This window comes from Streptomyces sp. NPDC048277 (assembly GCF_040652235.1).
Classification (GTDB): domain Bacteria; phylum Actinomycetota; class Actinomycetes; order Streptomycetales; family Streptomycetaceae; genus Streptomyces.
On the sequence record NZ_JBEZLQ010000047.1, the window covers coordinates 15,649 to 29,747 of the forward strand.

At 69.5% G+C, this 14,099-nt stretch carries 8 protein-coding genes; 7 read left to right on the plus strand and 1 reads right to left on the minus strand.

The features are described 5' to 3' along the window. Nucleotides 1–31 precede the first annotated feature (31 nt). The 5 genes from AB0D85_RS49765 to AB0D85_RS49785 all read left to right on the plus strand — a co-directional run bounded on the left by AB0D85_RS49765 (nucleotide 32) and on the right by AB0D85_RS49785 (nucleotide 9,946). On the plus strand, nucleotides 32–1,936 hold the full coding sequence (locus AB0D85_RS49765) for an ATP-binding protein (protein ID WP_362337463.1): 1,905 nt from the start codon (nucleotides 32–34) through the stop codon (nucleotides 1,934–1,936). 76 nt (nucleotides 1,937–2,012) lie between these two features. Then, nucleotides 2,013–3,182 (plus strand): exonuclease SbcCD subunit D, encoded by a 1,170-nt coding sequence (locus AB0D85_RS49770; RefSeq protein WP_362337466.1) that lies wholly within the window; start codon nucleotides 2,013–2,015, stop codon nucleotides 3,180–3,182. Between the two features lie 41 nt (nucleotides 3,183–3,223). Continuing rightward, nucleotides 3,224–6,577 carry an SMC family ATPase gene (locus tag AB0D85_RS49775; RefSeq protein WP_362337469.1) on the plus strand — a complete coding sequence of 1,118 codons (3,354 nt, stop codon included), beginning with the start codon at nucleotides 3,224–3,226 and terminating at the stop codon, nucleotides 6,575–6,577. Continuing rightward, nucleotides 6,574–7,608 (plus strand): hypothetical protein, encoded by a 1,035-nt coding sequence (locus AB0D85_RS49780; protein WP_362337472.1) that lies wholly within the window; start codon nucleotides 6,574–6,576, stop codon nucleotides 7,606–7,608. The genes AB0D85_RS49775 and AB0D85_RS49780 overlap by 4 nt, the downstream gene beginning before the upstream one ends. Before the next feature lie 103 nt (nucleotides 7,609–7,711). Continuing rightward, nucleotides 7,712–9,946, plus strand: coding sequence for a Helicase associated domain protein (locus AB0D85_RS49785; RefSeq protein WP_362337475.1), 2,235 nt, complete (start codon nucleotides 7,712–7,714; stop codon nucleotides 9,944–9,946). A gap of 146 nt (nucleotides 9,947–10,092) precedes the next feature. Here the strand turns inward: AB0D85_RS49785 and AB0D85_RS49790 are convergent, their stop codons facing one another. Continuing rightward, nucleotides 10,093–12,303: a tetratricopeptide repeat protein gene (locus tag AB0D85_RS49790; protein WP_362337478.1), complete on the minus strand. Its 2,211-nt coding sequence runs from the start codon at nucleotides 12,301–12,303 to the stop codon at nucleotides 10,093–10,095. 655 nt (nucleotides 12,304–12,958) lie between these two features. On the opposite strand from AB0D85_RS49790, the gene AB0D85_RS49795 reads away from it, so the two are divergent. Both AB0D85_RS49795 and AB0D85_RS49800 read left to right on the plus strand, forming a co-directional pair. Beyond that, a complete protein-coding gene (locus tag AB0D85_RS49795) occupies nucleotides 12,959–13,165 on the plus strand; it encodes a hypothetical protein (protein ID WP_362337481.1) in 207 nt (68 codons plus the stop codon). After that, the gene (locus AB0D85_RS49800; protein ID WP_362337484.1) at nucleotides 13,162–13,860 is read left to right on the plus strand and encodes a restriction endonuclease; all 699 of its coding nucleotides are present in this window, start codon (nucleotides 13,162–13,164) and stop codon (nucleotides 13,858–13,860) included. The genes AB0D85_RS49795 and AB0D85_RS49800 overlap by 4 nt, the downstream gene beginning before the upstream one ends. Nucleotides 13,861–14,099: the final 239 nt, after the last annotated feature.

Sequence of the window (14,099 nt, forward strand, 5' to 3'; positions counted from 1 at the left end):
GACACCGCAAGACCGATACAGGGAACGGCCGATGACTGACACCGACTCCGAGCCCCGCGGCGCTGACAGTGCCGTATTCGGCCGCAGTTCCGCACCCGCGACCGGTCGGCAGCCGTCCGCGGGCGGCCTCCTCGCCAGCAGCGAGGACGAACAGGAGGTGGGGAAAGTCGCGGGTACCGAGGACTCCACTCCCTTGAAGTTCCATGTTGCGCTTTCCCCGGATGCCTATCTGCAGCTCGACGACGTGGTCAGCACCCGGCGAGAGATCCCCGGCCGCGGCACGATCGTCACCTCCGGTGTGGTCACCGAGGTGGTTGCCCGCCACGAAGGTGCCGCGTTTGGCTCAGACGTGTTCCTCATCGCCGACGGAATCTTGCCGGCGAACGTGCAGGAGATCGCCGAGGTCACGACCACTCGTGTCGACCCCGAGTGCTACGTCCCGCCACGCCCCGGCGAAGTCGCCATCCGGGCCGCAGGCGCTGCCCGGGACGCCGCCCTGTACTTCGACCGGATGGACGCGCGCGTCCCCGCCGGCATCGGCCGTGACGGCGAACCGATCTATCTCAACCTCGAATTCCTTGACGGCACCCGCGGCGCCCACGTGTCGATCTCGGGTATCTCCGGAGTGGCCACCAAGACCAGCTTCGCGCTGTTCTTGCTGCACTCGCTGTTCACCTCGGGCGCCCTGGGTGCCCGCGCGGTCAACGCCAAGGCGCTGATCTTCTCGGTCAAGGGTGAGGACCTGCTGTTCGTCGACCAGCCCAACACCCGCCTCGACGGGGAGCTGAGCGCCGCGTACGCCCAACTTTGCCTGCCCGCCCGGCCTTTCGCCTCGGCCGGCTTCTACGCCCCGCCGCTGCCCGGCGACACCACTGGTCGCCCCCACGTCACCGGCAGGACCAGCGGCGTCACCGCCTTTTGGTGGACCCTGGCGGAGTTCTGCGAACGCGAGCTGCTGCCCTACGTGTTCGCCGACGTCGAGGACGAGAAGAACCAGTACACGATCGTCGTGCACCAGGTCACCAGCCGACTGTGCCGCGACGCCCAGGCCGCAGGCAACGACGGCGCGGTCACTATCGACGGGAACATCCTCCGCACCTGGCGGGAGCTGGTCGACTTCATCTGCGACAAGGTCACCGACGACGTCACCCGCGCAGACTGGGCGGGCCCGGCCATCGGCTTGGGCACGGTGAACGCGTTCGTGCGGCGGCTGCGATCCTCCCAGCGGGCGCTTGGGCCCCTGCTGCGCGGCGACCTGAGCACGATCACCGATCACCCCGTTTCGCACTCCATCGACACCTCGCAGCAGCAGGTCACCGTGGTGGACCTGCACAACCTGCCGGAACGGGCCCAGCGGTTCGTCGTCGGTGTCGTGCTGGCCGCGGAGACCGCCCGCAAGGAACAAGCCGGCCCGGGCGGCCTGCTGTTCACGATGGTCGACGAGCTCAACAAGTACGCCCCCCGCGAGGGATCCTCCCCGATCAAGGACGTACTGCTGGACATCGCCGAACGCGGCCGCTCACTCGGCATCATCCTCATCGGCGCCCAGCAGACCGCCTCCGAGGTGGAACGGCGCATCGTGTCGAACTCCTCGATCAAAATCGTCGGCCGGCTCGACGCGGCCGAGGCCGGCCGCCCCGAGTACGGCTTCCTGCCCGCCTCGCAGCGCCAGCGCGCCACGCTCGCCAGGCCTGGCACCATGTTCGTCTCCCAGCCGGAGATCCCGGTACCGCTGGCCGTCGAATTCCCCTTCCCCGCCTGGGCCACCCGCCTCTCCGAGGTCGCCGACCCCGCCTTCTCCACCGGCACCCCCGCAGCCGGCCAGGCCACCGGCAGCACGGTGCGACAGGACCCGTTCAGCAGGCTGCCCCAGACAGAGAACGATCCGTGGCTCGACGACACCGACGAAGGCGCCATCGACGAGCCGCCCTACTGACGTCCGCCACCACCCTCCTCAGCGCACCAACGCGCCCCGTTGCTCTGCCTCAGCCACCCGCAAAGGACCCCGCCCCGTGAAGTTCCTTCACACCTCCGACTGGCACATCGGCAAAACCCTCAAGGGCCGCAACCGGCTCGAGGAGCAGACAGGCGTCCTGCAAGAGATCACCCAGATCGCGATAGGCCACGACGTCGACGCCGTCCTCATCGCCGGCGACCTCTACGAAAACGCCGCACCAACCGCGGACGCCCAGAGGCTGGTCGTGCGTACCCTGCTGCGCCTGGCCAAGCAGGGCATCGAGGTCATCGTCATCGCCGGCAACCACGACCACGGCGCCACCTTCGAGGCATACAGGCCGCTGATGAACGTCGCCGGCATCCACGTCTACGGACAGGCCAGAGCGGCCTCCAAGGGCGGCGTGCACACCTTCCGCGCCAAGTCCACCAACGAGCCCGTCAACGTCGCCGTCCTGCCGTTCCTCTCCCAGCGCTACGCCGTCCGAGCCGCGGAGATCATCGCCAACACCCCGTCGCAGAACGTCGGCGCCTACGACCAGCTCGTCCGTGACGTCCTGGCCAACCTGACCGGGGCGTTCACCCCGGACGCCGTCAACATCATCATGGCCCACTTGACCTGCACCGGCGGCACCTTCGGCGGCGGCGAGCGCCCCGCCCAATCCATCATGGAATACCACGTGCCGGCCGCCATCTTCCCCGTCGACGCCCACTACGTGGCCCTGGGACACCTGCACCGCCGACAGCACATCCCCGCCGCCTGCCCGGTGCACTACAGCGGCTCTCCCTCCGCCATCGACTTCGGCGAGCAGAACAACACCAACGTCGTCTGCCTCGTCGAGGCCACCCCCGGCACCCCCGCCCAGATCACCGACATCCCCGTCACGTCCGGCCGCAGACTGCGCACCGTCGAGGGAACCGTTGCCCAGCTGACCGCCGACCCCGCCGGCTACGGCGAGGACTACCTCCGGCTCGTGGTCACCCAGCCCGCCTACGCCGGCATGCGCGACGACCTCTATGAAGCCCTCCCCAACGCCCTGCAGATCCTCATCCACCCCGATCATGCGAGCACCGGTGCCACGGCAGGGATCGGCGTCCACCAGCCGGTCAGGACACCTGCGCAGCTGTTTGCCGACTACTGCGACAGCGTCGGTGTCAAAGACGGCCGGGTCACGGATCTGTTCAACCAGCTACACGACGACCTGACCCGCTCGACCGCCCGTTCCTGACACCACAGGCCTGCCTCCGCCCGCTCAAAGGAATCTCACAGATGCGTCCCGTTCGCCTGGAGCTCAACGGCTTCGCCGGCTTCCGCGCACCCACCGTGGTCGACTTCACCGACACCGACTACTTCGCCCTCGTCGGCCCCACCGGTTCAGGCAAGTCCACCATCCTCGACGCGCTGACGTTCGCCCTGTACGGCTCGGCCTACCGGTGGGGACGCAGCAACGCCATCGCCTACGCGCTCGCCCCCACGAGCAACCGATGCACGGTCTCGCTCACCTTCGACATCGGCTCGCAGCGCTACCAGGTCGCCCGCGAGGTCCGCCGCACCGGCCAGCAGATCCAGCAGAAGTCCGTCAGCCTGGTGCAGTTCGCCGACCCCACCGCCACCGAGGTCGAGGCAGACGGGCCGCAGCCGGAGGTACTGGCCGGGGAGATCAAGGAACTCAACCCCGCCATCGAGCAGTTGCTCGGCCTCTCCTTCGACGACTTCTGCCAGTGCGTCGTCCTGCCCCAGGGCGACTTCGCCCGCTTCCTGTCCGCCAACGCCAGCGCACGGCAGCAGATCCTCCTCAAACTCCTCGGCGCCGCCCAGTACGAAGGCATCGGCAAACGCGCCGGCGCTCAGGCCGAACAAGCAGCCAACGAAGTCGAGATCCTCAACGACCAGCTGAACCGGCACGCCGACGCCACCCCCGAAGCCGAGGCCACCGCGCAGGCGCGTGTCGAGGCCCTCGAACACCTGGCCGCCACCGTCGACCAACTCGTGCCCCAGATCACCGCAGCACACACCCGCGCACACGAGGCCAACGCCCGAGCCGACACGCTGCGCGACGAGACCGTTCTGCTGACCTCCATCCGTACCCCCGACGGCATAGAAGAGCTGCAACGTCAGGCCACCCAGGCACAGGCAGCGGCCCGGCAGGCCCGTGACGCCGCCGACGCGGCCGCCCAGACGCTCTCCGACGCCACCAAAGAAGCCCAGGCCGGCCCCCAGCGCACCGACCTGACCTTCGCCCACGACCGGTACACCGAGAAGGCAGACCTGGTGGGGCGCCATGATGGCGTCATCGCCGCTGCGGAGCGCGCCCAGGAAGAGGTGAAGCAGCGCGAAGAACAGCTGAAGGCGTCGAAGGACGCCGTCGACGAGGCACGCCGCAGCGCCGAGGAGACCCGTGAGCGCTGCGACCACGCCCGGCAGACGCACGAAAAACTGCAGCAACGCCTACAACTGCTCGCTGCCGTCCGGACCCCAGACGGCGCCACCGACCTGACCAGCCGCGCGGCCGCTCATGCCGACGAAGTCCAAGCCGCCGCCGGGCAGCTGACCGCGGCCCGAGACGCGCACGAGCAGGCTGCCCGTGCGCTGGCCGCCGCCGGCGACGGCAGCCGGCTCACGGACGCGCACCAGACCCTCGACCAACTCCTCGACGTCATCGCTGCGCTCACCGACGCCGCCGGCGAACTGGGTGCCTGTGCCGAGACGACCAGCCGGACCGCGGAGGCGGTGGCCGACGCACAGGCACGCCTGAACACGGCCACGGCCGCGCTCGAGCAGGCCCAAGCCCTCGCCGGTGCCGCTCAGCTGCGCCCCCGGCTTCAGGTGGGCCATGACTGCCCGGTCTGTGAGCAGAACGTCACCACCCTCCCGCCGCCGCTGTCCGACCCCGCGCTTGACGCAGCCGAAAAGGCGCGGGCCGCGGCCGCGAAAGGGCACCGTGACCTGCTGGCCCAACACGAGGACGTCAAAACGAAGGCCGCCGAGCAACAGCGGACCGTCGACCAACTCACCACGCAGCGCTCCCTGCTCGACACGAGGCTGGCCACGCTGCTGCCCGGCCGCCCCGCCGGCTCCGACCGCGACTGCACCGCCGACCGCGCCCGACTCGATGAACTCACCGCATTCCGCGACCAGTTGACCGCTGATGAGCAACAGGCTCGCGACGTGCTGCAGACGGCACAAATCGCGCACGATTCCGCCACCTCGGCCGTGGCTGTGCTGCAGCAAGAACTCGATCGGGCCCGCAACGCCCTGCACGCGACACTGGGCACGGTGGCCGCCCTCGATCCGCCGGCAGCCGACACCGACGACCTGAGCGCCAACTGGGCCGGCCTGGAGGCATGGGCCCGCGCCCAGAGCGCCACCGCAGAACGCGACCTGGAAGCCGCCACAGCTGAAACCACCGAAGCCGAAAAGGCCCACTCGGACGCCACCAGTGCACGGGAGGAAGCCGACCGTGCGCAGACCGACGCCCAGACCGCCCACACCGCAGCCGTCCGGAACGCCGCAACCGCCGACCTTGAAAAGACGAACCTGACCGGCCGCCTTAGCGAACTCGATACGCTCCTGGACCAGGCACCGCCGGAAGACGAACTGCCGACCCTGTTCGAGGAATGCGCCCGCCTCGAGGCAGCCGTGAAGACAGCCACCGCTGACGTCGGCCACACACGAGAGAAAGCCAAGTCAATGGCGGCTGAGCAGGAACAGTGGCAAGACCGCACCGCGAGAGCCCGATCCGCGTTGACCACCAGCCGGGATACGGTGGCGGCGCTGAATCCACCGAGCCTCGACACCGACGACCTCGCCGCCGCCTGGGCCACCCTGACCGGCTGGGCCAGCCGGTCAGGCAGCGACCGGCAGGCCGCCACTGCGCGCGCCGAAGCCGACGCCCAGAGCGCCCACGCCGAAGCCGACCAACTCCTGGAACGCCTGGACACACTCCTTCGCGACAACGACCTGGATCCCCACGACCTCGGCGACACCCCAGGACGTGCTGCACAGGCCTCGCGGATGGTCGTGGTCGCCGCCGAACGCGCCCGCGGCCACGTCGAAACGATCCAACGCAGCCGTGCCGACGCCGCCTTGATACAAGAAGAGATCGAGACCGCCCGCACCCGGCAACAGGTGGCCGCCGAACTGGCCCGGCTGATGCGGTCCAACAGATTCCCCCAGTGGCTCGCCAACTCAGCCCTCGACACCCTGGTCGCCGGCGCCTCCCAGTCATTGCGCCAACTGTCAGGTGACCGCTTCGACCTCAGCCACCAAAAGGGCGAGTTCTACGTCATCGACCACTTCGACGCCGACTCCGCACGCTCGGTGCGCACCCTGTCCGGTGGCGAAACTTTCCAGGCCAGCCTGGCCCTCGCACTGGCCCTCTCCGACCAACTGGCCGGCCTGGGCGGCGCCACGAAACTGGAATCCATCTTCCTCGACGAGGGGTTCGGCACCCTCGACGCCGATTCGCTCCAGACCGTCGCCGACACCCTAGAGACCCTTGCCCAGGGAGAGCGGATGGTCGGAGTGATCACCCACGTCACCGCACTCGCCGAACAGATCCCGGTCCAGTTCCGCGTCCAGCGCGACACCCGCACCTCCACCGTCACCCGGCAGGGCACATGACCATCGCAGCACAAGCCTCCCGCATGCGGTTCCACGTCGACGGTTGGGACCCCACCTACGGCTCCAGCGTTGAGAACGCCGAGAACAACATCGCGGACTCCACCGCCAAGGTCACCCTCCACACCGAACTCGCCCCGGCCGACTGGAAACCCATCTCGCCCTCTCAGGTATCCGCCCCAGGCGCGGTGCTGTTTGTCGACGGTGTCCGCCGCGTCGAGGCTCGCATCTGGATCGAACAGCCCCCCTCCACCGAACAGCCCACCAGCCCCGGCAGCACTGTCCGGGACGCCCGGATGGCCCTGTGCGCCTCCTACGCGGCAGGCACCGTCTGCTGCTGCCCCGACCGCGGCGCACACCTGCTGACCATCGACTACCGGCGCGGCCTGTTCACCACCGCCACCAACGCCGCCGACGTGCCCACCACCGCCGGCACCTACAGGGCCACCATCACCCCCGACGACGAGGACCAGAACCTCGCCGTGCTCCTCTCCACGGCACTGCAACGCCAACTCACCGACCTCGAGGTCCTCGTCGCCACCCACGCCCGCACCGCCCTGAGCAGCCACGGCATCCCTGAAGACTCGGACCTCCTCGTCGTGGACGGCCCACTGCGCGGCCGCACCCACCTGCCGCGCGCCCTGGGATTCATCAAGTCCCACCGCACCGCCTACCTGCCACCCAACCTGCACGCCATGATCGCCACCCTGGCCCCCAGCGAACGCAGCCCGGTGTTCTTGATGGGCACCTCCTGGGACCGCCACGCCTGGTACCTGCGGCTCCCGTGCACCCCCGGCGCCCCATGGGCCGGGATCGTGCGGCTGGAGTGCGCCGCCGACATGCCTGCGGCCGCGGCGATCGAGCTGGCCAACCTCTCCCAGGCCCTCCTGCCGCGATACGCCAGCATCGAGTACAAAGACACCCGGGCCCCGCAGAACCTGGTGCCGGTCGCCGGACTGGAGAGAGAACTACGCCGCCACCTGGGCAACCCCATCCTGCTCAGCCGCGCCCTACGCGTGGCATCGGCAAGCTGAACTGCACAAACCCGCGCAACACCACTGCCCACACCGTCGAGCAGAACACCCTGCAACACCCATGACCGCCTCACCAGCTCATGCCCCGGAGCGGCACCCCCTCATGGCCACCACAGCTCTCGAACTGCGCCCCCACCAAAGGGAAGCCGTCTCGGCGACCACCCGCGTCCTCGGCAGCCACCCCCGCGCGAGCGTGGTCGCCGCCTGCGGCACCGGCAAGACCCTCATCGCTGCCCGCACCACGGCCCGCATCGCCCCGCGAGGGCGCGTTCTGGTGCTGCTGCCGACGCTGGACCTGCTGTCGCAGACCATCCGCTCCTGGCGTCTGGCGGGACGCAAAGGCGCCGCGGTAGCAGTGTGCTCGGCCCGCCAGGCGCTCGACCACGAGCCGCTCGGCGCCGACGTCCCCCTCACCACCGACCCAGGAGAAGTCTCCGCCCTCACCACCGCAGCCAGCCCGGGGCCCGTCACCATGTACGCCACCTACGCCTCCCTGCCCGCCGTGATCGCCGCCCACCGCGACCACGGCTTGCCCTCCTGGGATCTCGTGGTCGTCGACGAGGCCCACCGCACCGCCGGACGCCTCGGAAAATCCTGGGCCGCCGTCCACCACGACGACCAGGTCCCCGCCGCCCGCCGCCTCTACCTGACCGCCACCCCCCGCATCTGGGACGCGGACGCCGACCAGGACGACGACACGGAGTCGGTCGCCTCCATGGACGACGAAACCCTCTTCGGCCCCGTCGCCTACCGGCTCACCCTCTCCGACGCCATCGACCTCGGCCTGCTCGCCGACTACCAGATCCTCGTCCCCGTCATCACCGACACCGACCTGCGCGACTGGCTCGCCACCGGACCCGGCGCCGGAGCCGACGGATTGCGCCTGGCCGGCCGCCAGGTCGCCACCCTGCGCGCCATCCACGACCACCAGCTGCGCCGCATCCTGACCTTTCACCACCGCGTCGCCGACGCCCGCGCCTTCGCCACCACCCTGGCCGACACCGCCGCCACCCTCCCCGCCGACCTGCGCCCGCAAGAACTGTGGGCGGACTGGGTCAGCGGCAGCCACGCCCCCCAGGTCCGCCGCCGCCTCCTGCTCGAATTCGCCTCCCACACCACTCCCGACACCCCGGCCGTCCTGTCCAACGCCCGCGTCCTGGGAGAAGGCATCGACGTACCCGCCATCGACGCCGTCGTCTTCGCCGACCCCAAGAACAGCCCCGTCGACACCGTCCAGGCCGTCGGCCGCGCCCTGCGCCAGCAGCCCGGCGCCGGCAAGAAGGCCACCCTCGTCGTCCCCGTCTACCTCACCCCCGGCGAAGACCCTGACGATCTCCTTGGCGCCGACGCCTACACCCCGCTGTGGCGCACCATCCAGGCCCTGCGCGCCCACGACGACCGCCTTGACGCACGCCTCGCCGACCCCCGCACCCACCGCCCCACCATGCCCGGCGAAGACCCCGAGGCCTGGCTGCACTTCGACCGCCCCACCCAGACGGAGGAAGTCGCCCTCGCCCTCTCACTGAGGGTCCTGGCCCCCAAGAGCGCCGAATGGCGCCGCGGCCTGACCGCAGCCCGCCGCTACCACCGCACCCACCACCACCTCGACGTCCCCCAGACCTACGAAGACACCACCGGCTACCCCCTGGGCCGCTGGCTCACCTGGCAGCGCCACCTCCACACCACCGCCACTCTCGACGCGGCCCGCACCAGTGCCCTGGAGCGCCTCGGCATCATCTGGGACCCCCGCCAACAGGCCTTCGAGCGCGGCCTCGCCCACGCCACCGCGTACGCCGACCGCCACGGCCACCTAGCCGCCCCCGTCGACGAGAGCCATGATGACTTTCCGCTCGGCCGCTGGCTGGCCACCCAGCGCACCCGCGCCGAGCGCCTCACGCCTCAGCGCACTGCAGCCCTCACCATCCTGGACCGGTGGTGGAACCCGACCTGGCCGATCACCTGGCAGCGCGCCTACCACGAGGCCCGCCGCAAACCGGAACACTCGCAGGAGTGGCTCCAGGCTCAGCAGACACACGCCGAAGGACTTCACCCCGAGCAGCGGCGCCTACTGGCGGAACTGGAGCTCGAACTGCCCGAAGCCTCCGGCCCCACGCCGAAAGGGGCCCGTCTGTCGGCGCGTGAGCAGGCCTTCCAGCGCGGGCTTGCGGCCGCGCGCGCCTACCGCGAGCGGGAGGGGCATCTCGACGTCCCCCAGCGGCATGTCGAGGAAGTCCATGGCGAGTCTGTACGCCTGGGCCAATGGCTGAGCAACCTGCGCCGCCGCCGCTCCGGTCTCAGCCCGCAACGGCAGGCCGCACTTGTCGAGCTCGGGCTGTGAACGGCAGGGAGGCAAGGCGAATTGGAGTGCCGGCTCTGTTCGCGAGAGGAGAGGACGGTGCGCCTGGAACAGGTCGGCAATCAGAATCCGGCAACATGCTCGGCTTCTCGGTAGATGAGCAGTTCGCGGTGGTCCACGGGCGCGGGTCAGGTTGTCTCACAGGCGACGACAGCCTGGGTCAGGGGATGGGCGCTGCCCAGCACCCGGCGGCAGTCCTCCTGCAGCGCTGCCAGCACAGAGGCGGCCTCCTGCGGGTCCTGCGTGGGGCGTGAGACCAGGAACTGGTCGTAGCGGGTGGCCAGAGTACGGGGATGGGAAGGGCCGTGATACCGCTCCTGGTCACGGAGCACCTCTGCCAGGACTTCCCGCGCCTGTTCTGTCTCACCGGTAAGAGCCAGGAGCTTGCCGAGCTGATGACGAGTGCTGAGGGTGCGCGAATGCAAGCCGAGGATGCGTTCCTGGTCGTCCAGAACGGCCTGCAACTGCCCGATGGCCTCGCGGAGGTCGCCGGACCGGGCAACGAGAAGCGCCAGCTCGAAGCGAGTGCTGAGCGTGTGCGGATGCGCCGCGCCGAGGACGCGTTCTTGGTCTTCGAGTACTTCAGCTATGCAGGCGAGAGCATCGGAGACCCTGCCGGTGTGGCCGAGGGTGCGGCCCAGTTCCTGACGTGCCAGAAGTACGTCCACGTGGTCCGCGCCCAGAACGCCCGTCATGTCGGGGAGCAACTGCCGAAACAGGCGTAGTGCCTGCGGAGCGTTTCCGCTATCTCGTAGGAACCTGGCTTTGCTGCTGAGGGTCACCAAAGTAGCCATGTGGCGGGATCCCAGAACCCGCTGCCGGTCCAGGGCAAGGCTGTCAAGGAGAGTAACGGCTTCCGAGAGCCGGCCCGCCTCGGCGAGATACCGGGCTATGTCATGACGCGTGGCGAGTGTATCGGGGTGATCCGAGCCGAGTTGCGCGTCACGGTACTCGTGCAGCTCACGCAGGAGGCGCACGGCCGACAGCGGCTGTCCTGCGTTGCCCAGGGCGATGGCGTGCGCGTAGTCGGCGTCAGGCACCCCATGGCGGCGGGCGGTATCGAATGCTTCCAGAGCAACGGACGGACGCATCAAGTCCACAGCGGCCCAGCCGACGTCGAAGGCGTCCTGCGGTGCGACAGCGGCAAGGAGCACCTCCCAACTCGTCTCGGGTATCGCCGAGAGCCCGGGGAGGTCGATCAAGTAGTCGAAAGCCAGATACCCTCCATGGCCAGGCAGCAGAAGACTGCTGGCTCCCTGCACCGGCGTGGTGGCCCACGACAGGGCGTCCTCGAAGGGTTCCGGACGTAGGAGGGCACCGCCACGAGCCGACAAATACCTCTCGTGCAAGGCAAGCAGCAGCGATGCGCCCACAGGTTGGTGAAAGCCCATGCGCCGGCAGTCGACGGCGGCAGCGACCAGGGCGGCACCACGTGGATGATCACCCGCCTGCCACGCGTGTATCCAGTCGCTGAGCAGTTCCGGACCGGCCGCCAGCACCTCGGCCACACCGAACCGGTCAGACGCCTGAGCCGCCGCTTTCAAACGCGGGTCGTGATCAGCTGCCTGAGCCTGCCCGACTTCCCGCTGCGACCACAAACGATCCAACTCGATCGGCTCGCCGGCACGCAGCAGAACCTCCCGGCCGGCCCGCCAGGTCGCCGCGTCGGTGACGTCACGCTGCCGTGCGCTGTACCGGTCGTACTCCTTGCTGCGCATCGACGCCAAAAGCACCACCTGCCGTTCCGGGCCGGCGAGCATCGCTTCGACCATCTCCAGCGTGATGCCCCCAGCCCGCAGGAACTGATCGAACTCGTCGAGCCACACCACACAATGCCGGGCCGCGCCGACAGCACAGGACAACGCATGCAGATCCTCTGACGCCCGAGCCTGCACCAGGACGAAGTCGGGAACAGCCACACGCATGGCCTCGTAGGCGAGCCGGGACTTCCCGGCCGTCGAGTCACCCACGATCAGGACGAAGCCACCCTCCCCGATCCGCCGTACGACGTCGTTGAACCGGTCGCGTTCGACGAAGGCCGGTACTCGTTCAGCCCTCCGTCCGGCATTACGACGCGACGCCGCAGGATGGACCCCCAGACTGATCGGATCCACCGAATCCCGCACCCGCTGCGCCCGAACCGTCAGTTGGCCCGCACGAGCCGCGATGGCGTGACGTTGCTGACGATGCGCCAAGAGAGAGGTCCTCGCTTCATCGGCGAAGACACCGGCAACCGCAGCGGCCACAGCAGCCACAGCAGCCGTCCAAGTCGCCGACAGCCAGACCGAGGCCACCAGCGCCGCGACCGCCCCGCCCCCCGACACGCCAAGCAGGACCACCCAGAGGCGAAACGACCGCCACACCCTGCCCTCCCACAGTCACGGACGGAATGCAGCACCGCCCCACCTGCACGACACATACCGAAAAAAGGACGGTCCCACCCACCCACAGGAAAGTGCAGCAACCGCAGCCGTACCCAGGCCTATGCCGCCTTGCACGGCTACGGGACCGGCTGCGCCTCCCCGACCAGTACAGCGCCACCGAGTCCATGGACACCAAGGTGCCCGAAGGACGCCGGCTCCCGTGCTGCCGGGACGACAATCGCCAAAACCCGGAAACGGCCGATTCCGCCGCCTCAGCCCGCGTGACCGTGACGTCACACCACCGGCACGCCGGCGCATGCGCCGACCGGATAGCCCTGGTGAAACCGCCCCCAGCGCCCCCGGTTCCTGTCGCATCACCCAAGTGCCGGGACTACCGCAGGCAGAACCGAGCAACCCGGCCCAGTATGCAGGATGGCCCGAACTCGTCGCGGAACAAGGGCTGTTGGACAAGTTTGGGTGATCGACTGTCAGTGCCGGACGGCAGCATGACGGCGACGCGGGGAACCCACACCAACTGGAGGACCACATGCCGTTAGTCCGCCCGTACGTGCGCTCCGACGGAACGCCGGTACGCGGACACTCCCGGTGGGCGCCTGGAGCGCGCCGGGAGATGACCATCTTCGCCGCCTTCGGCCTGGCTGTGCTCGGCTTCGGCACCACCTCGACCGCGCACGGGGCGGACAGCAACTCCCCCCGGCCGTCGGTGACCTACCCGATCCGTTTCCACCATGCCACCGACGGCACCGCCCGGACGGCTTCCCCGCACCCGACGGTGTCGTACCCGGTCGATCTGTCCGCTCTGGGAGCCGGGCGATGACCCGGCGTCCGCCCGCCATGCGGCGGACCACCCGGCGTCCTCGCCGCAGGCGCAGCTCGGACAACCAGATCGCCGTCCTGGCCGTGGTCGCCATCGCGGTGTTCGGCATTGTGGTGACGGTGGTCAACTGGCTGGTCGCGCACTGGTGGGTGCTGATCCTTCTGGCTGTCGGCGCCGTCCTGGGCGGTATCGGGTGGTGGCAGCGCGCACGGCAGCGCATGCAGTGGGAGCAAGCACGTGCTCGGGCCCTGCGTTACGGACTGACCCAGCTGGATGCGCTCTCCCACCGGCAGTTCGAACACGCCGTCCGGGACCTCATGCACCGGGACGGCTGCAAGGACGCCGTCCAGGTCGGAGGACAGGGGGACCTGGGGGCGGACGTGAAGGCGACCGACCCGCAGGGCCGACGCTGGGTGATCCAGTGCAAACACCGGCGGCAGGGGGAGCGAGGCGCAGCGGTGGGCACCCCGGAACTGCAGGTCCTCAACGGAACGGGACGCCCCGTCCACAAGGCGGATGTCGTTGTCATGGTCACCAACGGCAGGATCACCCAGCCCGGCCGCACCTTTGCCCGGCAGCAGCGGCTGCACCTCGTCGACCGCCATCTGCTCGCAACCTGGGCCGCAGGCTCACGGCCCTTGTGGGAACTGCTGGCCGCGCTTCCGCCGCCCCGCAAACCCTCACCGCTCTCCTGAGACCACTGTCTGTGCCCCGGCGAGCACGCCGGGGCGCAGCTGGAGCCATGGTGCCGAACCCGCCAGAGCAAGCCCTGTCACAGAACAAGCGGCCCGACGGTCTGGCCGGTGATGCGGTGGGTAAGGAGGTGTCTTACCCGAACAGAGTCTGCACCCGCCGCGTGTCGTTGCATGGGGACATCGGGCCGTCAGATTCTGGTGCTGCCGGCCGCCGGCAGCCTTCCCGCGGCCCATGCCCA

What these genes read in the sequence shown, in the direction of transcription:
- AB0D85_RS49765 (WP_362337463.1), top strand. Translation starts at nt 32, where the DNA reads ATGACTGACACCGACTCCGAGCCCCGCGGCGCTGACAGTGCCGTATTC.
- AB0D85_RS49780 (WP_362337472.1), top strand. Translation starts at nt 6,574, where the DNA reads ATGACCATCGCAGCACAAGCCTCCCGCATGCGGTTCCACGTCGACGGT.
- AB0D85_RS49775 (WP_362337469.1), top strand. Translation starts at nt 3,224, where the DNA reads ATGCGTCCCGTTCGCCTGGAGCTCAACGGCTTCGCCGGCTTCCGCGCA.
- AB0D85_RS49800 (WP_362337484.1), top strand. Translation starts at nt 13,162, where the DNA reads ATGACCCGGCGTCCGCCCGCCATGCGGCGGACCACCCGGCGTCCTCGC.
- AB0D85_RS49785 (WP_362337475.1), top strand. Translation starts at nt 7,712, where the DNA reads ATGGCCACCACAGCTCTCGAACTGCGCCCCCACCAAAGGGAAGCCGTC.
- AB0D85_RS49795 (WP_362337481.1), top strand. Translation starts at nt 12,959, where the DNA reads ATGACCATCTTCGCCGCCTTCGGCCTGGCTGTGCTCGGCTTCGGCACC.